At 72.4% G+C, this 20,505-nt stretch carries 20 protein-coding genes; 3 read left to right on the forward strand and 17 right to left on the reverse strand.

All coding sequences use genetic code 11. The annotated features are described in order from the left end of the window. Nucleotides 1-16: 16 nt before the first annotated feature. A complete protein-coding gene (locus tag AF335_RS11855; protein ID WP_102918288.1) occupies nt 17-667 on the reverse strand; it encodes a LytR C-terminal domain-containing protein in 651 nt (216 codons plus the stop codon). 121 nt (nt 668-788) lie between these two features. Next, nucleotides 789-1,085 carry a type II toxin-antitoxin system VapB family antitoxin gene (locus AF335_RS11860; protein ID WP_003986294.1) on the reverse strand — a complete coding sequence of 99 codons (297 nt, stop codon included), beginning with the start codon at nt 1,083-1,085 and terminating at the stop codon, nt 789-791. Between the two features lie 263 nt (nt 1,086-1,348). Here AF335_RS11860 and AF335_RS11865 point away from each other — a divergent pair, with 263 nt between their 5' ends. After that, the gene (locus AF335_RS11865; RefSeq protein ID WP_102918289.1) at nt 1,349-1,897 is read left to right on the forward strand and encodes a hypothetical protein; all 549 of its coding nucleotides are present in this window, start codon (nt 1,349-1,351) and stop codon (nt 1,895-1,897) included. A gap of 84 nt (nt 1,898-1,981) precedes the next feature. Here the strand turns inward: AF335_RS11865 and AF335_RS11870 are convergent, their stop codons facing one another. Next, nucleotides 1,982-2,575 carry a helix-turn-helix domain-containing protein gene (locus AF335_RS11870; protein WP_102918290.1) on the reverse strand — a complete coding sequence of 198 codons (594 nt, stop codon included), beginning with the start codon at nt 2,573-2,575 and terminating at the stop codon, nt 1,982-1,984. A gap of 198 nt (nt 2,576-2,773) precedes the next feature. Between AF335_RS11870 and AF335_RS11875 the strand changes: the two genes are divergently transcribed. Beyond that, on the forward strand, nt 2,774-3,469 hold the full coding sequence (locus AF335_RS11875; protein ID WP_102918291.1) for a B3/B4 domain-containing protein: 696 nt from the start codon (nt 2,774-2,776) through the stop codon (nt 3,467-3,469). Between the two features lie 12 nt (nt 3,470-3,481). Here the strand turns inward: AF335_RS11875 and AF335_RS11880 are convergent, their stop codons facing one another. Together AF335_RS11880 and AF335_RS11885 are read right to left on the reverse strand one after the other, a co-directional pair. After that, nucleotides 3,482-4,081: an HhH-GPD-type base excision DNA repair protein gene (locus AF335_RS11880; protein WP_102918292.1), complete on the reverse strand. Its 600-nt coding sequence runs from the start codon at nt 4,079-4,081 to the stop codon at nt 3,482-3,484. 68 nt (nt 4,082-4,149) lie between these two features. After that, nucleotides 4,150-4,737: a Uma2 family endonuclease gene (locus AF335_RS11885; RefSeq protein WP_311775602.1), complete on the reverse strand. Its 588-nt coding sequence runs from the start codon at nt 4,735-4,737 to the stop codon at nt 4,150-4,152. 666 nt (nt 4,738-5,403) lie between these two features. Between AF335_RS11885 and AF335_RS11890 the strand changes: the two genes are divergently transcribed. After that, nucleotides 5,404-6,756 (forward strand): NsdA family TPR-like regulatory protein, encoded by a 1,353-nt coding sequence (locus AF335_RS11890; protein WP_102918293.1) that lies wholly within the window; start codon nt 5,404-5,406, stop codon nt 6,754-6,756. Nucleotides 6,757-6,833: 77 nt separating this feature from the next. Here AF335_RS11890 and AF335_RS11895 read toward each other — a convergent pair whose 3' ends face one another. The 12 genes from AF335_RS11895 to AF335_RS11945 all read right to left on the reverse strand — a co-directional run bounded on the left by AF335_RS11895 (nt 6,834) and on the right by AF335_RS11945 (nt 20,468). After that, the gene (locus AF335_RS11895) at nt 6,834-8,138 is read right to left on the reverse strand and encodes an MFS transporter (protein WP_102918294.1); all 1,305 of its coding nucleotides are present in this window, start codon (nt 8,136-8,138) and stop codon (nt 6,834-6,836) included. Nucleotides 8,139-8,142: 4 nt separating this feature from the next. After that, nucleotides 8,143-9,390, reverse strand: a complete 1,248-nt coding sequence (locus tag AF335_RS11900; protein ID WP_102918295.1) for an ATP-grasp domain-containing protein — start codon at nt 9,388-9,390, stop codon at nt 8,143-8,145. 106 nt (nt 9,391-9,496) lie between these two features. Continuing rightward, complete coding sequence (locus tag AF335_RS11905) at nt 9,497-10,120, reverse strand: LysE family translocator (RefSeq protein ID WP_102918296.1); 624 nt, start codon at nt 10,118-10,120, stop codon at nt 9,497-9,499. Between the two features lie 27 nt (nt 10,121-10,147). Continuing rightward, complete coding sequence (locus AF335_RS11910) at nt 10,148-11,410, reverse strand: ATP-grasp domain-containing protein (protein ID WP_102918297.1); 1,263 nt, start codon at nt 11,408-11,410, stop codon at nt 10,148-10,150. Continuing rightward, nucleotides 11,407-11,655 carry a hypothetical protein gene (locus tag AF335_RS11915; RefSeq protein WP_244926996.1) on the reverse strand — a complete coding sequence of 83 codons (249 nt, stop codon included), beginning with the start codon at nt 11,653-11,655 and terminating at the stop codon, nt 11,407-11,409. The genes AF335_RS11910 and AF335_RS11915 overlap by 4 nt, the downstream gene beginning before the upstream one ends. Before the next feature lie 102 nt (nt 11,656-11,757). Then, nucleotides 11,758-13,014: an ATP-grasp domain-containing protein gene (locus AF335_RS11920; RefSeq protein ID WP_102918298.1), complete on the reverse strand. Its 1,257-nt coding sequence runs from the start codon at nt 13,012-13,014 to the stop codon at nt 11,758-11,760. A 37-nt stretch (nt 13,015-13,051) separates the two neighbouring features. Then, nucleotides 13,052-14,008 carry a TauD/TfdA family dioxygenase gene (locus tag AF335_RS11925; RefSeq protein WP_102918299.1) on the reverse strand — a complete coding sequence of 319 codons (957 nt, stop codon included), beginning with the start codon at nt 14,006-14,008 and terminating at the stop codon, nt 13,052-13,054. A 34-nt stretch (nt 14,009-14,042) separates the two neighbouring features. After that, the gene (locus tag AF335_RS34585) at nt 14,043-14,186 is read right to left on the reverse strand and encodes a hypothetical protein (RefSeq protein WP_170127672.1); all 144 of its coding nucleotides are present in this window, start codon (nt 14,184-14,186) and stop codon (nt 14,043-14,045) included. Nucleotides 14,187-14,306: 120 nt separating this feature from the next. Beyond that, on the reverse strand, nt 14,307-16,139 hold the full coding sequence (locus AF335_RS11930) for a carbamoyltransferase family protein (protein ID WP_102918300.1): 1,833 nt from the start codon (nt 16,137-16,139) through the stop codon (nt 14,307-14,309). 81 nt (nt 16,140-16,220) lie between these two features. After that, entirely contained in the window at nt 16,221-18,443 is a 2,223-nt protein-coding gene (locus tag AF335_RS11935; RefSeq protein ID WP_102918301.1) for an iron-containing redox enzyme family protein, read from the reverse strand. A 166-nt stretch (nt 18,444-18,609) separates the two neighbouring features. Then, the gene (locus AF335_RS11940) at nt 18,610-19,665 is read right to left on the reverse strand and encodes an SGNH/GDSL hydrolase family protein (RefSeq protein WP_102918302.1); all 1,056 of its coding nucleotides are present in this window, start codon (nt 19,663-19,665) and stop codon (nt 18,610-18,612) included. Nucleotides 19,666-19,718: 53 nt separating this feature from the next. Beyond that, a complete protein-coding gene (locus tag AF335_RS11945; RefSeq protein WP_102918303.1) occupies nt 19,719-20,468 on the reverse strand; it encodes an SDR family oxidoreductase in 750 nt (249 codons plus the stop codon). Between the last annotated feature and the right edge of the window lie 37 nt (nt 20,469-20,505).

Below are 20,505 nucleotides of genomic sequence, written 5' to 3' on the forward strand. Positions count from 1 at the left end.
CTTCGCGCCCCGTGCTTCAGCACTTCGCCGGGGTCTCCGCCGGCTTCGGCTGCCCGCCCAGCGCCGTCAGCGCCCGGTCGGCCTCCGCGCGCGGCGTGAGCTCCTTGAACTGCGCGCCGATGATCAGATCGACCTCGCCGCCGTTCGTCCGCTGGTCGTTCTTGACCTGGGTCCCGGCGAGCTGGGTGCCGAGCACCTTCAGGGCCCCGTCGACGGCCTCCGGGGCGCCCAGCAGCAGCCCGGTGCCGTCGACCTTCTTGTCGTAGAGAGCGGGTGCGTTCTCCCGCTTGCCGATCTTGAACCCGCGCTTCTGGAGCTCGTCCGCCGTGGTCTTGGCGAGCCCGCCGCGCGGTGTGGCGTTGTAGACGTTGACGGTGATCTCGTCGGGCTTGGGCAGTGCCTTGGGCACGGCCTTGCAGTCTTCCTTGCCGCTCTTGGTGCCCTGCGATCCCTTGCCGTGTGCCGCCTGCGCCGACTCGCCGGCGCCACCGCCGGAGAAGACGTCGACGAGCTGGAGCGTGCCCCATCCGGCCAGCGCGAGCGCGACGGCGGCGGAGGCCACGGCGAGCACGATCCGGCGGCGATTTCTGGGGCGCCGCATGTGCGGGAATCGACGGCCCGTGATGCGGTACTTTCCACCCATGCCGGGAGGGGTGAGCATGCTCATGGGCGCAGCGTAGTGCGGGGTGGGGCCGCTGCCTACTAGATGATCAACGGGTTGCGCGCGCCCCAACCCGAAAGGCCGAACAACGGCCGGAAACCCTCCCGCGGCAGCCTGTTCGAGCGGGTCAGCCCAGTTCGAGCACGCGGGCGTGCAGCACCTGGCGCTGCTGGAGCGCGGCGCGCACCGCGCGGTGCAGGCCGTCCTCCAGATAGAGGTCGCCCTGCCACTTCACGACGTGGGCGAACAGGTCGCCGTAGAACGTCGAGTCCTCGGCCAGCAGGGTCTCCAGATCGAGCTGCTGCTTGGTGGTCACCAACTGGTCGAGCCGCACCGGGCGGGGGGCGACGTCCGCCCACTGCCGGGTGCTCTCCCGGCCGTGGTCGGGGTACGGCCGCCCGTTTCCGATGCGCTTGAAGATCACACGGAAAGCCTACCGGGCAACCGGCTCCGAGCGCAGCCACGGCACGGGAGTGCGAAGGTGACAATCAGCCGCATACCGGGAGTGATGCATGAGCCGCACGCCTTCTTCCCCGGCCCCTTCCGGCGCCGATTCCGTCACACGGATCGCCGAGGGTTATGCCTTCGAGGGCCCGGCGCTCGATCTGGGCGCCCTGCTCCGGGCGCCCCGCTCCGGGACGACGGCACCGGCCCGGCCCGCCGGACCCGAACCAGCGGAGTGGTGCGATGGAACTCGACCGGCTGCTGCCCGCTTACGAGCTCCACTCGCGGTTCGCCCGGCACGTCGCGGCGGATCCGGCGACCGTGTGGCGGGCCCTGACCGAGGTCACCGCCGGAGAACTGCCCTTCTACCGGCTGCTGATGCGGCTGCGCCTGGGCGGCCGGGGCCGGGTCGAAGGGCCGTTCATCGACGGTTTCCCCACGCCCACCCTGATCACCGTGGCCGGCGAGGAACTGGTCAAAGGCATGGTCGCCCGGTTCTGGAGGGTCCGTCCGCAGCCCGCCCCGGTCACCCCGGGGGACGCGTCGGCGTTCGTCGCGTTCGACGAGCCGGGCTGGGCCAAGGCGGCCCTGAGCCTGAGCGTCGTCCCCGACGCAGGCGGAACCCTCCTGACGTTCGAGACCCGGGTGCACTGCACCGACTCCCACGCCCGACGTGCCTTCCGTGCCTACTGGCTGCTGATCCAGTTGGGTGGAGCGGCGTACATCAGGGTGGAGGTGCTGCGCGCCGTGGCCCGTCGCGCCGAACGCGCCACCGCCTCACGCCGCCCATGACCGGACCGGCGGGGCCGGACGTTATGCACAGGCTGTGGGCCGCGGATCGGCGCACGAGAAGCGGGGGCGCGCACGGCCGGGGGTTCAGGGTACGAGCACGACGCCCGTGTAGACGACCTCCTCGCCGGTGCGGTTGGCGTAGCCGTGCGGATGGTCGCCCGCCATGCGCAGCCCGTGCCCCCGCGGGAGTACGGTCTCCTGCCCGCCGACCGTGACGGTGAGGGTCCCCCTCAGCACGTGCAGGAGTTCCACCGTCCCCGCGAGGTGCGCCTCGCTGCGGTGCTCCTCGCCGGGCGCGAGCCGCCAGTGCCACAGCTCGGCGCCCACGGGCTGCGCGGCGCCGGTCAGCAGCCTGCCCGAGCCGCCGTCCGGGCCGGTCCACAGCACCGGCTGCTCCTCGGGCGGCGAGGGCGCCAGAAGCGGCGTCGCGGGCGCCTGGAGCAGGTCCGTGAGCGGTACGGCGAAGGCGTCGCAGAGCCGGATCAGGGTGGCGAGGTTGGGGTTGGAGCGGCCGTTCTCCAGGGCGACCAGCATGCCCTTGCTGACGCGGGCCCGGGCGGCCAGCGCGTCCAGGCTCCAGCCGCGCTCCTTACGGAGCGCGCGGGCGCGCGTAGCGACCGCCTCCATCACGGACCGGTCGTCACCCGGTCGGTCGTCCGCCGCCGTGCTGTCGCTCATCCCTGCCGCCCGCCCTGCCGCTCGTAGTCGTGTCGCACTCGTGAAGACGCGCCGTCGGGGCGCGTCGTGAAGACGCTACGCAAAGAAGGCCGTGCGAAGCCGCCTCGGAGGGCTTTTCGCCGACCACGGTCATTCGATGCTACCGTCGATTTCATCGAAACGACCGATTGTGTTCCGGCGAACGAAGGCGGGTGCCCCATGACCATGGATCTCGACGCGGTGGCGGAGAGCGTGCGGGTCGACGCGGCGGTGCGCGCGCTCCGGCCCGACTTCGCCGTCCTCGCGATCGCCGCCGACGGGTTGCCGGCCGGTCCGACCGACGCCTGGTCGCGCGGGCTGCTCAAGGAGGCCGCGGACGGTGCCGCCGGACTCGACGTGACCGCCGAGCCGCACGTCGCCGCCTGGCGGCAGGCGTACACCGCCTTCGGCGCCAAGCCCGGCCGCACCCGCAACAGCGCCGAGGCCCTGGCCCGCCGGGCCGCCGCGGGCCTGCCCGAGGTCAGCCTCCTCGTCGACGCCTACAACGCCGTCTCCGTCGCCCACCGCCTCCCGATCGGCGGCGAGGACCTCGACGCGTACGCGGGCGCCCCGCGGCTGGTCCGGGCGGTCGGCGACGAGCGCTTCGACACCGTCGCGAGCGGCGAGCCGGCCGTGGAGCACCCCGAGCCGGGCGAGGTCGTCTGGTGCGACGACCTCGGCGTCACCTGCCGCCGCTGGAACCACCGCCAGTGCGTCCGCACCCGCATCACGGAGACCACGACCCGCGCGCTGTTCCTCCTGGAGCGGCTCGACCCCATGCCCCTCGACGCCCTGGCGGCGGCGGGCGAGGACCTGCTGACCAGGCTGCGCGAGCGGGCGCCGGAGCTGCGCGCGGTCACCCGCCTCGTCCGCTGACGCGCGGCGCCGTCACCTGCCCGCGCCGCCGGCCTCCTTGGCGGCCTTGGCCGCCCGCTTCATCTCCTGCTTGTGCGCACGGACCTTGGTCAGCGACTCGGGCCCGGTGATGTCCGCGACCGAGCGGTACGCACCCTCCTCGCCGTACGCCCCCGCCGCCTCCCGCCAGCCCTTCGGCCGCACCTTCAGCTGCTTGCCCAGCAGCGCCAGGAAGATCCGCGCCTTCTGCTCACCGAACCCCGGCAGCGCCTTCAGTCGCTCCAGGAGCTCCTTCCCCGTGGCCACGTCGCGCCACACCGCGCTCGCGTCCCCGTCGTAGTGCTCGACGAGGTACTGACAGAGCTGCTGGACCCGCTTGGCCATCGAACCCGGATAGCGGTGCACGGCCGGCTTCTCCGACAGCAGCGCGGTGAACGCCTCCGGGTCGTACGCGGCGATCTCGTGGGCGTCCAGGTCGTCGTGGCCCAGCCGCGTGGCGATGGTGTACGGACCGGCGAACGCCCACTCCATGGGGATCTGCTGGTCGAGGAGCATGCCGGTGAGGGCGGCGAGGGGGCTGCGGGTGAGCAGTTCGTCGGCGTCGGGTTGCTGCGCGAGGCGAAGGGTGTCCATCTTCCGATGATCGCGCGTGGGCGCGGGGGCGGTGTGCAGCGGCGTGGCGGGGCACCGCTGACGGGGGCTCAGTCCCGGGGGAACTTCCCCGTCGCGAGCACGAGGCCCAGAGGGGTGTCGCTCAGATCGACCGGATCACCGAAGTCGAGGGTCCGGTTGGCGCGGTACTCCCCGTCCTTCGGAACGGTGTGCACATGGCACTGGCCGGTGTACGGATCCGCGATCACGTAGACCGGGACGTCCCCGGCGGCGTAGGCCGCCTTCTTCCTGCCGTAGTCGTTGTCGGCGGTCTCACGCGAGATCACCTCGAAGACGAACTCGACGTCCTGGTAGCGCCACTTCCCCTTGGCGTCCATCTCAGCGCCGTCGGCCGGCTTGAAGAGATCCGGGACGAAGCCGTTGCGGTAACCCGGCAGATCGAGGCGGACGTCGCACTCGACGAGGCTGTCTTCTCCGAATCGGGCTTCCAGCTGGAGCAGTACGTCCCTGATCACGGCCCAGTGCGTATGCCTCGGCGGCGACATGAGGATGGCTCCTCCGACGATCTCGCTCTTGTAGCCCTCGGGGGTGATCCCGTAGAGCAGCTCGAACATGTCATCGAAGTCCTGGTCGCCCTTGCCGGCCATCCCGGTCCCGCCGATCGGTGCGATGGTCACCTGCCGCTTCCCCACCACCGCTGGTTTCCAGCGGCCGCGCAGTACAACGACAGGAGCGGAGGCCGGGACACGTCCGCGTCCGGCCGGACCCGGCGTGGGCCGACGCGGGCGCGACGGCCCCGCGCCGGCCGCTCGGTCACCCAGGGTCCCGGACCCCGGCCCCCGGTGCGGGGACGGGCTTGTCGGACGCACCGGGGCCGCCGGAGGCGGCCGTGCCTGCCGCGCCCTCATTCCCGGGCCTCTCACAACGGCCCGCGGGGGTGGCGGGGGCCACGACGCGCGGTCGCAGCGCGGGGAGGCCGAAAGCCGGTGGCGGGATCATCATGAGTGCCCCCCGTGGGCCGATTCCCGCACGTCCACGACGGCCCCAGGTTCCGGTACGGGGGTGTGTTCCGGGCCCGCGCCACCCGGGCCCCGCTTCACGATCACCGTCCCGTCCGTCCCATACGTCGTGATCAACCGACTGAGCCACGCCCGCGCGCCGCTCCTCCCACCGCCCCGCTCGCCCCTACGCCGCACTTCGTCCGTTGGTGTCACGGCCTCGTACTCCCTTCGCCAGGAGTTCAGTTCCTGTGCTCAACCAACACGGCGGCGCCGGACACGGGTACCGTCGTGAGGGGTGTCGAAGCCTGTCGCTTCCCCTACCGCTCACCTGGAGGCCGGGGTATGAGGTCGCCGAACGAACAGCTTGCCGAGGTGCTCGCCCGATCCGGCCTCAGCCGTGGGGAGCTGGCCCGGAGGGTCAGGGCCGCCGCAGCCCTCCGGCGTCAGCCGCACATCGCGCCCGACAGCACCGGCGTGCGCCGGTGGCTGCAAGGCGAGACGCCCCGCCGCCCGCTCCCGGAGATCCTGGCGGACGTGTTCTCCGAGCACTTCGGGTACCGGGTCACGACGTACGACCTCGGGCTCGGCGAAGGCACGGCCGCCGATGGCGCACTCGTGTACAACGCCTCGTACGCGGCTACGGTGGAAACAGTCGCCGACTTGGGGAGAGCGGACGTGGACCGACGCAAGTTGCTCGCAGCAGCGCCGTTCATCGCTGTCGCCGGGGTGGGCCCCTCCCGGGACTGGCTGTTGAACACCCTCGGCCAGGAGCCGGAGACCGGCCCCCGGGTGCGCGCCGAGGACGTGACGGCGGTGCGGAACATGTTCACCACGTTCCAGCGCATGGACATCTTCCAGGGCGGCGGCTCGGGCCGCCTGGTCCTGGCCGAGTACATGACCCAGCACGTCTACCCGCTGCTCCGCCGCACGCACACGAAGGACGTCCGCCGGGCCCTCTGCCAGGCGGCGGCCGAACAGACGTACCTGCTCGGGTGGATGGCCTATGACAACGGTGAGAACGGCACGGCGCAGCGGTATCTCATCCAGTCGCTGAGGCTCGCGGAGGAGTCCGGCGACGTCGCTCTCGGGGCGCACGTCCTGGCGGGCATGGCCGATCAGGCGACCCTGCTCGGGAACCCGGCCGAAGGGCGCCGTCTCGCGCAAGCGGGCAGGCACGGGCTCGCGAAGTCCACGTCCCCGGCCTGCCTGGCGGATCTGTGGTGCCTCGAAGGGCGGGCCCTCGCGCTGCTCGGCGAGAAGAAGGCGGCGGCACGCGCGGTCGCCGCGTCGGAGAAGGAGTACGAGCGGGTACGGCTGACGGAAGAGCCGGACTGGGCGGCGTTCATCGACCCCGCGTATCTGCACGGGGAGCACGCGAACACGTTCCGGGACCTCGGGGATGCCGCCACCGCCGAGGAGCACGCGCGCCGGTCGATCGACTTCGCGAAGCGGCAGGAGCGTGCCCGCCGCGGCGCGATGTCGCAGGCCGCGCTGGCGGTCTCGCACCTGCAACGGCGGGACCTCGACTCGGCGCACTCCGCCGGTCTGCGGACGCTCTCCCTCTCCCGGAAGGTCAAGAGCTCGCGCTGCGTCGAAGCCGTGCAGGACCTCCAGCGGCGGATGCGGCCCTTCGGGACGCACCGGCTCGTGGCCGACTTCGACGAGCGGGCCCGGGAGTTCGTCGCGGCGGCCTAGTCCCGCGACGGGCGGGCCCGTCCGCGTGCGGGCGCGGGCGCCCGCCCCCCGGCAGGGGCCGCGCACCCGCGCACCCGTCACGCCTTCGGCAGTTCCCTCATCGACCGCAGTGGTGAGAAGAAGATCAGCAGCCAGCTCACCGCCATGATCCCCGCCCCCGTCCACAGCGCCGCCCGCAGGCCCGCGAACTCGCCCAGCAGGCCCGCCAGGAGCGAGCCGACCGCCAGTGCTCCTGTCACCAGGAAGCGGAACGTGGCGTTCATGCGGCCGAGCAGGTGGTCCGGGGTGAGTTCCTGGCGGGCGGTGACCTTGATGACGTTGTCGGAGCCGATCTTGAACGTGACGGCCAGCCAGGCGAGCGCCGCCGCCCAGAGCGCGGGGCCCCGGTCCAGGCGGGCGATCAGGGCGCCCATCGGGGCGATGGCCAGGCCGATCACCCACATCGCGCGGCCGTGGCCGAGCCGCCTGCCGATGGCGCGGGCGCAGAGGGAGCCGAGGAAGGCGCCGACGCCGCCCAGGCCCAGGTAAGCGCCGAGCAGGCCCTCGGAGAGGTGCAGCTCGCGGACGAAGAGGACCGGGAGCAGGGTGAGGCTCATCTGGACGGCCAGGTTGGTGGCCGCGCCCTCCAGGGCGATCGGGCGCAGCAGCGGGTGGCCGAGGACGAAGCGGGCGCCCTCCAGGATCTCCCTGCCGAGGTGCCGGCCGGGCTGCCGCGTCGGCGCGGGCTCCGGGCGGCGCACCCGGAGCAGGCACAGGGCGGAGACGACGTACGTGGCGGCGTTGACGCCTATCGCCAGCGGGGCCGTGATCAGTTGTACGAGATAGCCGCCCGCGCCCCGGCCGGCGACCGAGTTGACCGCCTCCGCGCTCATCAGCCGGGCGTTGGCCTCGCCCAGCCGTTCGCGGCCCACGACGTGGGGCAGGAAGCTCTGGTTGGACACGTCGAAGAAGACCGTCGCCACGCCGCCGATCAGGACGACCGCGTAGAGCTGATACAGGGTCAGCGCGTCGAGCCACCAGGCCAGCGGGACCGAGCCGAAGAGCGCGGCGCGGACGATGTCGGCGGTGATCTGGAGGCGTCTTCGGCGCATCCGGTCGACCCAGGCGCCGGCCGGCAGCCCGATCAGCAGGAACGCGGCGGTGCTGAGCGCGGCGAGCGCGCCGACCTGGCCCGAGGAGGCGTCCAGTTCGGTGACGGCGAGCAGCGGGATGGCCAGATAGCTGATCTGGGTGCCGAACTTGCTGGTCGCCCCGGCGGCGAAGACGTAGCGGAAGTCCTTGAGGGCGAAGACGGAGCGGACGGCCGGCGCGGCGGTCTCCGGGGAGGCCGCCGCGCCGTCCGTGCCCGTACCCGAGGGGGCTGATCCCGAGGTGGTGACCACGGGATCAGGCGGTTCGGAAGCGGACCTGGCGGGCGATCACGTCGCACCGCGCCACCGCGTCGTCGCCGTCCCGGCCGGAGACCAGCATGTAGCCCGCGCAGCAGTCGGCGACGGTGCGCAGCGGCGGGATGGTGTCCCCGGGGTTGCGGGCGATCACCACGCCGCGCTCGTGGCCCGTGACCTCGTGCAGGAGCGGGAGGTAGGCGTCCGTGAGCTCGCCCGGCGGTACGCGGCGGACGACGGCGTCGATGTCGTCGTCGGTCTCGACGGCCTCGACGGTGCCGGGCTCGGGGACGAAGAACTGGATGGCGGCGCCGCCGATGGGCTCGGGCGGGGTGAGCGGCAGCTCGTCGATGCCCAGCGGGACGGTCAGCATCATCCGGGCGAGGTCCAGGCCGAAGGCGCGGTTCACCAGGTGCTGCATGGCGTGGCCGCCGAGCCGGGCGTGGGACTCCAGGACCCGGGGGCCGTTCGGGGTCAGGACGTACTCGGTGTGCGAGGGGCCCTCGGTCAGGCCGACGGCGTCGAGCAGCCGGGCGGTCATGTCCCGCAGCTCAGGCAGGTACGGCACGGCGACCCGGCTGGGGGTGCTCACGGCCCACTCCACGAAGCGGTCGTTCATGCGGTACTCGGAGTAGCCGATGACCAGGTGCCGGCCGTCGAGGGAGAAGCCGTCGACGCTGACGACCGGGCCGGAGAGGAACTCCTCGGCGAGGGCCGAGGTGAGTCCGGCCGCGGTCATGGACTCCCAGGCGCGGACGGCCTCCTCGGCGCCCTCCACCCGGTTGATGTGGCGGCTGGCGGCGCCGTCGACGGGCTTGAGGACGACCGGCCCGGCCACGGAGGCGGCGAACTCGGCGGCCTCCTCGGCGCTGTGCACCACCTGGTGGCGTACGGGGCTGAGGTCGTGCTTGGCGAGCAGCTCGCGGGTGAGGGCCTTGTCCTTGAGGGAGCGCTGGGTCTCCTCGCCGACGCCGGGCAGGCCCAGCGCGTCGACGACGTGGCCGCAGGCTATGCCGGCCGGCTCGGAGGTGGTGAGGACGCGGTCGAACGGGCGCTCCTCGTGCAGCGGGCGGAGCACGTCCAGGATGGCCGGGCCGTCGGTGACCGGGGCGTGCACGATGCGCTCGCAGTGCTCCGCGATCGACGGCTCGTAGAGGCCCTCCTCGTGGACGAGCACGATGTCGATGCCCAGGTCCTTGGCGCCGGCGATGGGGGCCGGGCGGCCGCCGATCCACGCTACTCGAAACATCAGTTGACTCCGCTTGTCGTCGTACGGGAGGCCGTACGAGGGCTCGTAGGGGTGGTGCGAAGGCTCGTAAGGGTGGTGCGAGGGACGCGGCGAGTGGCCGTGGGTCTCATGAGACGGCTACGCGCACCGAGATGCCGGCCAGCACGGTTCCCATCACATAGCGCTGGATGTTCAGCCACCGGGGACGGCTCTTGAGGAAGGTGGAGATGGAGCCGGCACCGAGGGCGATGAGGGCGTTCACGGTGACCGCGACCACGATCTGGGTGAGGCCGATCAGGAGGCTCTGGAGTGCCACGGAGCCCTTGTCGGGCTCGACGAACTGGGGCAGCACCGAGATATAGAGGATGGCGATCTTGGGGTTGAGGAGATTGGTGACCAGACCCATCGTGAAGAGCTTGCGCGGCGGGTCCGGGGGCAGCGGCTCGGGGTCGAAGGCCGAGACGCCGCCGGGCTTGAGGGTCTTCCAGGCGAGCCAGAGCAGATACGCCGCGCCGGCCAGCTTCACGGTCGTGTACACGGCCGGCACCAGGGTGAAGAGCGCGGCTATGCCGGCGATGGCGGCCAGGAGGTAGACGAAGAAGCCGACGGCGACACCGAGCAGCGAGACCATTCCGGCCCGCTTGCCCTGGGTCACCGAACGGGACACCAGATAGATCATGTTGGGGCCGGGGGTGAGCACCAGGCCGAGCGCGATGACCGCCATGCCCACCACGGCATGCATGCTGACCATACAACTCCTTTGCTGGCGGAGCGTTTGCTAGCGGTCCAGGCCGCAGCCGCCCCGGGCGACGGGGGATCCTGGATATTCAACCGCAACGCAGTCCAGGGTGAACTGGTCGGCCGTCGCCAGAATGGACTTCTCCACCTCGTGGGTCGTCCCGCCGCGGAACCGGAAGCGCGCGCCCACGTGTTCGTAGCCGCCGACCTTGGGCATCACATAGCCGATCTGCGGCACCACCGCGGCGTACGGGGCCGGGCCCGAGCTCGGCGTCGGCGAGGTGGCGACCACCTCGCAGGGCGCGGGCACCGGGGTGGGCACCAGCAGCCAGCCGCCGGTGCTGCCGTGCGGAACCGGGTCCAGCGCCGGTTCCCTGCCGACCTGGATGGCGGCCGCGGCGGCCATCAGGTCGACGCCGTGCACCTCGCGCCAGATGAAGGGGATCTCGGCGCCGCCGACCCGGCAGCCGGCCTCCAGGAAGGTCAGCCGGGGCGCGCCGGACTCCTCCGTGCCGACGAAGACCTCCAGGTGGAAGACCCAGGGGCGGCGCCCGCCGAGGGCGGCGGACACGGCGGCGGTGAACTCACCGAGCGGACCGAGTAGTTCCGGATCGTCCTCCTCGACCGAGCCCAGGGACTGGCCCTCGGTGAAGTCGACACAGGTGTTCACATAGCGGGAGGCCGTCCAGGGGCCCAGCGCGGTGCCGGTCCACAGCCCGTCGATATGGAAGATCGTGTCCGGGCAGAGCGTCTGCACCAGCCGGGCCTCGGGCTCCAGCGCCTCCAGCTCGCCGAGGTCCGCCGCCGACTCCAGGCGCATCACACCCCGGCTGGCGGTGCCCCGGCGGGGCTTGACGATCACGGGCCAGCCGTGCGCGTCGGCGAACTCCCGCACCGAGTCGGCGTCCGGGGCGTCCGCGAAGGCGGGCGTACGGATCCCGGCGCCCGCCACCAGCTCCGTCATGGTCAGCTTGTCGCGGAACCGGGCGAGCTCCATCGGGCTCTGCCCGGGACAGCCGAGCTGGGCCCGCAGCAGGGCCGCGGTGTCCAGGTCGCCCTCGTTGAGCGCGACCACCCGGGCCGGTGTGCCGAAGCGCACGGACAGGGTGTCGGCGGCCTGCTTCACCTGGTGGAAGTCGTCCGTCGCGCGGACCGTGACGATGCCCGCCGCGCTCTCCGGGATGGACTGCCGGCCCAGCACCGTGGTCACGTACGAGACGCGGTGCGCGCTGTGGTCGATGTAGTTCTCGTACAGCGCGTACCGGTCGCGCCACCGGTGGATGACCAGGATGTGGTCGCTCAAGGCTGTTCCCTTCTGGCGTGGTCATGGATCCGGCGCACGGCGTACGTCGCGGTGAGGACGGCGGCACGGGCCGCGCCCAGCGCCTCCTGGGCGCTGTCGAGGTCGGCGTCCGGCAGCCCGTCCACCACGCCCGTCGCGCACTCGATGAGGTGCAGTGCCACCCGGGCGAGGTCGTCGTCCGGGCCGAATTCCTTGGCGACCGCCTTGTGGGCCGATTCCAGCAGCTGTGCTGCGTTGCTTTGCACAGGGTTCTCCCGTCGGTCGAAGCGGGCCCCGCGCACGGCCGCGCCGTCTCGGGCGCGGCCGTGCGAGGAGCCCTGCGGCCGGACCGGCCGATGGTCGAGCGGTCAGCCGATGCTGAAGCGGATCCGGTCGTTGATGTCGTCGCACTTGGCCACGGCGTCGTCCGCGTCCTTGCCGGTCGCGATGACGTAGCCCGAGACGCAGTCGGCCACGGTCAGCAGCTCGGGCACCTCGTCACCGGGGCCCTTCTGGATCACCGCCGCCACCTCCTCGTCCCGGAGCTGGTCCAGGTAGGGCAGGAAGACCAGCGGCACCTCGCCCTTCGGCAGGTGGCGCACGGTGGACGGGATGCCCTCCGCCACGTCGACCGAGCGGACCGTGCCCGCGTCGGGGGTGAAGAAGCGCACCGCGGCGCCCGCGATGGGCTCCGGCGAGGTCTCCGGCAGCTCGTCGATGCCGAGCAGCACCGTCAGGAACATCCGGTTGAGGTCGAGGCCGAAGGCCCGGCGGACCAGCTCGGGGGCGCCGCTGCCGGCGAGGCGGGCGTGCGACTCCAGCACCCGGGGGCCGTCGGGGGTGAGCACGAACTCGCTGTGCGAGGGGCCCTCGGTGAGGCCGACCGCGTCGAGCAGCTTCACGGTGAGGGCGCGCAGCTCGGCCAGGTGCGGGCGGGCGACCCGGCTGGGCGTGCTGACCTCCCACTCCACGAAGCGCTCGTTCATCCGGTACTCGGAGTAGCCGATGGTGAGGTGCCGGCCCTCGAAGGAGAAGGAGTCGACGCTGACCACCGGGCCGGAGAGGAACTCCTCGGCGATCGGCGCGGTGATGCCCGCCGCCTGGAGGGTCTCCCAGGCGGCCGCCACCTGCGCGGGCTCCGAGATCTCGTGAATGTGCAGGCTCGCGACGCCGTCGACGGGCTTGAGCACGATCGGGCCGCCCACCTCGGCGAGGAACGCGGTGGCCTCCTCGACGCTCGTCACCACGCGGTAGCGCACCGGGCTCAGGTCGTGCTTGGCCAGCAGCTCACGGGTGAGGGCCTTGTCCTTCAGGGCGCGGGCCGTCGCCTCGGAGACGCCGGGCAGGCCCAGCGCGTCCACCACGAAGCCGGTCGACTCGGCGGCCGGCTCGGTGGTGGTGACGACGCGGTCGAAGGGGCGCTCCTCGTGCAGCGGGCGCAGCACGTCCAGGATGGCCTGGCCGTCGGTGAGCGGCGCGTGGATGATGCGCTCGCAGTGCTCGGCGATGGCCTCGTCGTACGCGCCCTTCTCGTGGACGAGCACGATGTCGATGTCCAGCTCCTTCGCGCCGTTGATGGGCGCGGGACGGCCGCCGATCACCGCTACGCGGAACTTGCGGGGCATGCGAACTCCTTGGGGTGTCTGGTGGAGAGGGTGGTGATCAGCTGGCGTAGATACGGCGCAGCCAGCGGGCCCCGGCGTCGGGGAGCGGGCTGAACGCCTTGCGGCGGTGCAGCACCCGGTAGTTGTCGAAGATCATGAAGTCGCCCGCGCGGAGCACGAGCTCCCTGGACTCGGCGCCCGTCAGGGACTCCGAGAAGGCGGCGAGCGCGGTGGCGCCCTCCGCCGTGACGCCCCGGGTGGTGCCCCGGTCGTAGCGGGCGCGCAGCCGGCCGTCGGGCGCGGCCTCCAGCAGCCGGGCGGGCGTCAGCTCCCGTACGGACGGGTCCGCGTCGTTGGAGGCGGGCACGCCCACGGCGAACTCCGGCCGCTGGAGGGTCAGCCGGATGTGCTCGTCGAGCCCTTCGGCGACCCCGTCGACCGCCGTGAGCTCCGTGGGCACGCGTTCGTCGTTGCGCACGGCGTAGAAGGAGAGGTAGTGCGGGACGTACAGGCGCGGGTCGGTGCCGGGCTCGCCGAAGGGCAGGTGCGGCTGGTCGGAGTGCCAGAAGAACTCCGAGTCCGCGCCCCAGGAGCTGGTGATGCCGCTGGCGGCCGGGTTGGGCACGACGTTGCGGATCAGCCGGCCGTCGTTCTCGTAGCTGACCGCGAAGGGCGTGGCGCCCAGCAGCTGGAGCAGCCCGAAGTGCAGGGCGTTGATCACGGCCAGGCCGGTCTCGTCGCCGTAGCCGTGCACCGGGGTGTCGGGGAAGTCCTGCCGGGGCAGGTTTCCCAGGATCAGCGCGTGGGAGCCGGCGACCGAGAAGATCTCCAGCTCGTGCAGGATCTGGCCGGGCAGCAGGTTGCCCAGGGCGTGGGCCCCGATCGTGGCAAGGATCGCCTCATTGGCGTCCGAGTCCAGCTCGGTGGCGGCCACGCGCTCGGCGACCTCCTTGCCCAGGAGGTCCCGTGTCCCGTCGTCGAGACGGAATTCGGACAGTCGTATGCCGTCTGTCATCGAGGGCTCCGATCGGTCACTCGCGTGCGGGTGCTCAGTCATGGCCCGCTACGGGAATCCAGTAGGTCCGCGCGCGCGGGTCCCAGCGCCGGGCCAGCGGGTCACGCAGCCGCCGGCTCACCAGGCCGACCGGCGTGACCACCAGGTAATAGACAGCGAAAAGCAGAGGTTTGGGCATCGTCCTGCTCTTTCTCGGGGGCTTCTTCGTCGTTGCGGGGACGGTCCCGCCGGGGCCCGGCCGCGCCGGGCGGGCCTCGGCGAGGCGCTCGCCGGGCGGCCGGGAACCGGCCGGGAGGACCTAGTCGAGAGGAATCGCCTCACGCCAGTCGTCGTCCTCGTGCCACTCCGGCTGCGCGGACTTCTCCAGCAGGAAGTTGCCCACCGCCAACAGGTCGATGTTGGTGCGCATAAAGCAGGTGTAGGCGTCCTCCGGCGTGTTCACGATCGGCTCGCCGCGCACGTTGAAGGAGGTGTTGACCAGTACGGGGCAGCCCGTCTCCTCCTTGAACGCGGTGAGCAGCCGGTGGTACGGCGCGTTGTTGTGCTCCGAGACCGTCTGCACCCGCGCGGAGGAGTCGACGTGCGTGACCGCGGGGATGGTGGACCGCTGGACCTTCAGCAGGTCCAGGCCCTTGGCGTCGGACTTCGCCGCCTCGACCCGCTGCGCCTCGGCGACCGAGGTCACCACGAGCATGTACGGGCTCTCCTGCGGGAGGTCGAAGTAGTCCTTGGCGTCCGTGTCGAGCACCGAGGGCGCGAACGGCCGGAAGGACTCCCGGAACTTGATCTTGAGGTTCATCGCGGACTGCATCACCGGGTCGCGCGGGTCGCCGATGATCGAGCGGGCGCCGAGCGCCCGGGGCCCGAACTCCATCCGGCCCTGGAACCAGCCGACTATCTTGCCGTCGGCGAGGCCCTTGGCGACCTCGGTGGCCAGCGCGTCCGGCGCGAGGCGGGTGTACGGGACGTTCTTGCCGTCGAGGTAGGCGGCGATCTCGTCGTCCGAGTAGCCGGGGCCGAGCAGCGAGCCGGACATGGCGTCCCGGCCGGTGCCCAGGTGGCTGCGGCGGGCGCCCCGGTCGGCGGCCACGGCCAGCGCCGCGCCGAGCGCGCCGCCCGCGTCGCCCGCGGCGGGCTGGATCCAGACCTCGTCGAAGATCCCGGCGTTGATGATCTTGCCGTTGGCGACGCAGTTGAGCGCGACGCCGCCGGCCAGCACCAGGTGCTTCTCGCCGGTCCGCTCCCGGGCCGTACGGGCCAGCTTGACCACGACCTCCTCGGTGACCTGCTGCACGGAGGCCGCGAGGTCGAACTCGCGCTCCGTGAGCGGGCCCTCGGGGCTGCGGCGGGGCCCGCCGAAGAGCCGCTCGAAGCCGCGGCCGGTCATCACCTCGCCCTTGAGGTACTCGAAGTAGCGCATGTCGAGGCGGAACGATCCGTCGGGCTTGACGTCGATCAGCTTCTCGCGGATCAGCCCGGCGTAGCGGGGCTTGCCGTAGGGCGCGAGGCCCATCAGCTTGTACTCGCCGGAGTCCACCTTGAAGCCGCAGAAGTAGGTGAACGCCGAGTACAGCAGGCCCAGCGAGTGCGGGAAGCGGATCTCCGCGACGGGCCGCAGCCGGTCGCCCCGGCCGTGCCACATGGTGGTGGTGGCCCACTCGCCGACGCCGTCGATGCACAGGACGGCGGCGGACTCGTAGGGGCTCGGGAAGAACGCCGAGGCCGCGTGCGACTCGTGGTGCTTGCGCACATCGATCTGCGGCACCCGGCCGAGGCCCAGCTCCAGCAGCTCGCGGCGGACCGTGTCGGCCGTGCGGCGCTTCCACTTCAGCCACGCGGGGACGGTCTGCTGGAAGGCCGGGAAGGCGTTCGGCGCGGAGCCCGCGAAGGTCGCGAGGACGCGGCGGAACTTCAGCTCCGGGTCCTCGTAGTACGCCACGGCCGAGACGTCGCGCAGCGTCGCGCCGGCCTCGCTCAGGCAGTACTCGACCGCCTTGGCCGGGAAGGCCGAGTCGTGGCGGCGCCGGGTGAAGCGCTCCTCCTGGGCCGCCGCGACGGGGACGCCGTCCGCGACCAGGGCCGCCGCACTGTCGTGGTAGTAGGCGGAGACGCCCAGAACCAGGTCAGACATGCCTGTGCTCCTTAACGCGCGAAGGACGGCCGTGCGGCGTCTTCGGGGATGTGCTGGTGGACTCGGGGGACAGAACCGGGCTCATCGCAGACCGCCCAGGGTGCGGGCCAGCCGCGGGGCGACCTGGCGGGCCAGGAAGCCGGCCGGCGGGTTGAGCGAGCGGTAGCCGACGCGGACCCGCTCCCAGACGTCCTCCTGCCCGGTGACCCGGCCGCCGGTGGTGCGGGTGGCGGGCACGGTGGCCATGAAGGTGTCGACGGCGTCGGCGGCCCACGCGGAGTGCCCGGTGGAGACGTTGTCGATGGTGTTGTGGATGTCGACGAACCGGGTGCTGAAACCGTGCTCCTTGAGCGCGATCCGGGCCCGGCGGTACGAGCCGCCGACGCCGGACAGCTCCATGGCGACGTTCAGGCCCAGCACCTCGGGCAGGAACGTGCGCGGGAAGCGCCCGACGCACAGCCAGTAGACCGGCAGCGCGAAGGACTCGTCGCGGAAGCCGGACCAGCGGGCGAATTCCCGGGAGCCGGTGGGCGGCAGGACCACGTCCATCTCCGCGAGGACCTCGCGGTAGATGAGCGGGTGGTTGAGCTTCTCCTCGCCGTTGCCCAGCTCGTCCCAGTAGGTCTCGAAGAGCGAGAAGCCGATCTCCGAGGAGGCGTTCTCGTAGTCCGTGAACCCCTGGAGCCAGCTGCCGTCGATCAGCGTCAGCGGTGCCAGCTGCACCGTCGAGTCGATCAGGTCGGCCCGGCTCGCGACCGGGATCTCCGCCCCGTCCTCGAACTCCTGGCCGTGCCGGTCGTGCTGCTCCGCCAGCCAGGGCCGCAGCCCGGCCCGGTGCCACCGGGCGGGCAGCTGCTGCTCGGCGCGGTCCAGGCCGTGCCGGGACCGGGCCAGCCAGTCCTGGACGTAGCCGACGGCCCAGCGGCGCAGCGCCGGGGTGTCCGTACGGCGCTGGAGCATCCAGTACGCCTCGCGGATGTCGGCCGGCGCGCGGCCCTCGGCCGGCCGGACGGCCAGCGAGGGGAAGGCGGGCGCCATGGCGGCCGCCGCGGTCTCCGGGGCGGGCTCCCCGGCCTCCCGCTCCTCCCCCGCCGCGGGCAGCGAGTCGATCCACCGGCGGATCACGGTGAGGTCCTCGGGCGAGAACACCCGGAACATCGGTCCGCGCTCCGAGACCAGGCCGTTGACCAGCGGACTGGCCGTGGACCGGCCGGGCTTGACCAGACGGCTGCGGGACAGCACGTCGAGCAGCGGGCCCGGGTCGGTACGGGCCTGCTTGAGCCAGTCGGACAGCGACCGGCCCTCGACCTGGAAGTCGTGGTGGTAGACGGAGCCCTCGCGGGCGCGCAGCCGCATCAGCTCGGCCATGTCGTAGGCCGGGTCGCGGGCGGCGTCGAGCTGGGCGTACAGACCGTCGCTCCAGCCGCGCAGCGCGGCGAAGGCCCAGGTGAAGCCGGTGACGACCCGCTCGGCCTCCGCCTTGGGCAGGGCGTCCACGGCGGCGCGGGCCCGCGCCAGGTCGGTGGGGCCGCCCTCCTCGCGGGCGCCGCCCGGGTCGAGCAGCGACCAGTCGGCGCCGCCCGGCAGGGCCTCCCGCACCAGGGCGAGCGCGGGCGGCAGCCCGGCGTGCCGCAGGCACAGGTCGGCGCCGAGGATCTCGGCGCGGAAGTCGTCCGGCCGCCGGCTCATGGCCAGCAGCAGGGCGGGCAGGTGGAACGCGTCGTCGTCGATGCGCTGGTCCAGCGCGAGCCGGGCCGCGGGCACGGCGTTCTCGGACAGCAGCAGCTGCCGCAGCAGCGCCAGGAAGGCGCTGCCCCGGGAGGCGCGGGGGTGGCCCGCGCCGACGTCCGAGGCGTAGACGGTGAGGATCCGCAGGGCCGCGGACTCGTCGGCGTTGCCCGGCGCGCTCAGCCACTGGAGCCACGCCCCGGAGAGCAGGGCGAGCGGGGCGCAGCCGAGCGTCGCCCGGCGCACCAGGGTGTCGCGGGTGCCGTCGCCGGACGCGCGGCCGAGCAGCGCGCCGAAGCGCGCCCGCTCCCCGGCCGCCCATGCCTCGGTCCGCTCGGTGAGACCGGTCAGGCCCGCGGGCCCGGCCTCCGGGGTGTCCGGGCCGGTGGGCCCGGGGGTGGTGGCCGGTCCGGCGGGGACCCGGCGCAGCTCGGCCCGGATCTCCTCCGGGAACCGGCCGCCGGGCAGCGAGCACTCGGGGTCCGCGGCCCGGACGTACAGGCTCCGGGACGCGCCCCCGGCGTCGTGCCGCCGGTGCGGGCTCGGGGCAGGGGGCGCCGCCTCGTGGGTCAGCAACCTCTTCCCTCCTTGGCTTGGTTCGCCTGGCGCTCCGGTGGCGCTAGAACATCGGATAGATGGACGCGTCGTTCTTCTTCTTCGGCTTGCGGCCGAGCAGCTTGTCCAGGATCTTTCGCAGGATGGACACGGCGGGCACGCCCTCTCGTGGGGAGATCGGTGACGGTCAGGACAGACCGAGGGTCTCGGCCATGACGCGGGTGACGATCTCGTGACCCTCGTCGGTGTAGTGGGCGCGGTCGACGAAGAGCCAGTCGGCCGGCTTGATCGCGTCGGCGACCGCGGGGTTGAGGTCGAAGAAGCGCGCGCCGGCCTTCTCCGCGACGACCCGGAGGGCCTCGGCGTACGTACGGCCGGCCTCGATCGAGGCGATGATGCCGTAGTTCTCCTCGAACGAGCCGTTGGAGGAGAGGGAGTTGAGCTCCTCGAAGAGCAGCTTCTCCTGGGGGGCGTGCTCCTCGCGCAGCCACGGCGCCATCGGCTGGAGCGCGTAGGTGATCTTCACATCGGGGCCGACGAGCTTGCGCAGCGAGTCCAGGTGGCGGCCCGTCAGGCCGGCCGCGGTGTCGATCAGCTCGGGCAGGGTGCGCTTGCGCTCGGCGGGCCGGCGGGGCGCCGGGGCGGCGGGCTTGCGGTCGGCCAGCAGACCGGTGAGGCCGCGGGCGGGTGCCTTGGCGGGCTTACGGGCCTTGGCCCGCAGCTCGTCCATCGCCTCGAAGTACTCACCGCTGAAGAAGAAGGCGCCGTCCTCGCCGCGCTGCCACTCGGGGAGCAGCGAGAGGGCCAGGTTGTTGAGCCCGGAGAGGATGACGATCTCCTCGACCTCGGGCAGCAGGTGCTGGTGGAAGAGGAAGAGCATCAGCTCCTGGGCCGAGTTGTGGCTGCGGCCGCCGAAGTTGAGCCAGGGCGCGGACGGCGCGTAGGTGGTCCACAGCCGGGAGGAGATGGTGGCGCCGTCGTTGGTGGCACCGATGCCGAGCGCCGTGGAACTGCCCATGAGCAGCTTCACCGGGCCCTTGGGCAGCTCGCCCGCCGCGGACGCGGTCTGCCCGCCGGGGCCGCGGGAGAGGCGGAAGCCGAGCCGGTCCGTGTTGATGACGGACGAGCGGTAGGAGGCCCGGTGGAAGTACATCAGGTAGGGCAGGTAACGCACCTCACCGCGGTCGTCGAAGTCGTCGTACTTCAGGAGTTGCGGGGTGAGGGTCTCTCGGTACAGCTTCACGAACAATCTCTCCCTGTGTGGGGGCGGCCTGGTCCCTGTGGGGTCCGGCCGGGTCAGCCCTGGAACAGACGGCCTCGGTGGATCTTGTGCTGTGCGGCCTGGGCCAGCGGGCGCACCACCAGCTGGTCGACGTTGACGTGCTGCGGCAGCCCGACGGCGAGCGCCACGCACTCGGCGACGTCCTCGGCGGTCAGCGGGCGGTCGACGTCGGCGTAGACGGCGGCGGCCTTCGCGGCGTCGCCCTCGAAGCGGTTGACGGCGAACTCGTCGGTCCTGACCATGCCGGGCGCGATCTCGATGACGCGCACGGGCTCCCCGGACAGCTCCAGCCGGAGGGTCTCGGTCAGCGCGTGCTCGGCGTGCTTGGCCGCGCTGTAGCCCGCGCCGCCCTCGTAGTTGACGAACGCGGCGGTCGAGGTGATGGTGACGATCGTGCCCCCGTCACCCGCACGCAGCAGTGGCAGCAGCGCCTGGGTCACCTTCAGGGTGCCGAGGACGTTCACGTCGAACATCCACTGCCAGTGGCCGGGGTCGGCGCCCGCCACGGGGTCGGCGCCGAGGGCCCCGCCCGCGTTGTTGACCAGCACGTCACAGCCGTCGAGGGTGGCCGCGGCGGCCGCGACGGCGGCCGCGTCGGTGATGTCCACCGTGAGCGCCCGGCCGCCGATCTCCTCGGCGAGCCCGGTCAGCAGCTCCTCGCGGCGGGCCAGGACGACGACCTCGTAGCCGCTCGCGGCCAGTCGCCGTGCGGTGGCCGCGCCGATACCGCTGCTCGCACCGGTCACCACGGCCGTTCGGGCCATGCGGACCACCTCCTGAATTGTTGCGGGATTATGAACG

Source organism: Streptomyces eurocidicus, assembly GCF_002891295.1.
GTDB classification, from domain to species: domain Bacteria; phylum Actinomycetota; class Actinomycetes; order Streptomycetales; family Streptomycetaceae; genus Streptomyces; species Streptomyces eurocidicus.

Coding starts and splice junctions, on each gene's coding strand:
- AF335_RS11945 (WP_102918303.1), bottom strand. CDS start 20,468: ATGGCCCGAACGGCCGTGGTGACCGGTGCGAGCAGCGGTATCGGCGCG.
- AF335_RS11890 (WP_102918293.1), top strand. CDS start 5,404: ATGAGGTCGCCGAACGAACAGCTTGCCGAGGTGCTCGCCCGATCCGGC.
- AF335_RS11930 (WP_102918300.1), bottom strand. CDS start 16,139: ATGTCTGACCTGGTTCTGGGCGTCTCCGCCTACTACCACGACAGTGCG.
- AF335_RS11900 (WP_102918295.1), bottom strand. CDS start 9,390: ATGTTTCGAGTAGCGTGGATCGGCGGCCGCCCGGCCCCCATCGCCGGC.
- AF335_RS34585 (WP_170127672.1), bottom strand. CDS start 14,186: ATGCCCAAACCTCTGCTTTTCGCTGTCTATTACCTGGTGGTCACGCCG.
- AF335_RS11865 (WP_102918289.1), top strand. CDS start 1,349: ATGGAACTCGACCGGCTGCTGCCCGCTTACGAGCTCCACTCGCGGTTC.
- AF335_RS11880 (WP_102918292.1), bottom strand. CDS start 4,081: ATGGACACCCTTCGCCTCGCGCAGCAACCCGACGCCGACGAACTGCTC.
- AF335_RS11875 (WP_102918291.1), top strand. CDS start 2,774: ATGACCATGGATCTCGACGCGGTGGCGGAGAGCGTGCGGGTCGACGCG.
- AF335_RS11925 (WP_102918299.1), bottom strand. CDS start 14,008: ATGACAGACGGCATACGACTGTCCGAATTCCGTCTCGACGACGGGACA.
- AF335_RS11905 (WP_102918296.1), bottom strand. CDS start 10,120: ATGGTCAGCATGCATGCCGTGGTGGGCATGGCGGTCATCGCGCTCGGC.
- AF335_RS11920 (WP_102918298.1), bottom strand. CDS start 13,014: ATGCCCCGCAAGTTCCGCGTAGCGGTGATCGGCGGCCGTCCCGCGCCC.
- AF335_RS11870 (WP_102918290.1), bottom strand. CDS start 2,575: ATGAGCGACAGCACGGCGGCGGACGACCGACCGGGTGACGACCGGTCC.
- AF335_RS11855 (WP_102918288.1), bottom strand. CDS start 667: ATGAGCATGCTCACCCCTCCCGGCATGGGTGGAAAGTACCGCATCACG.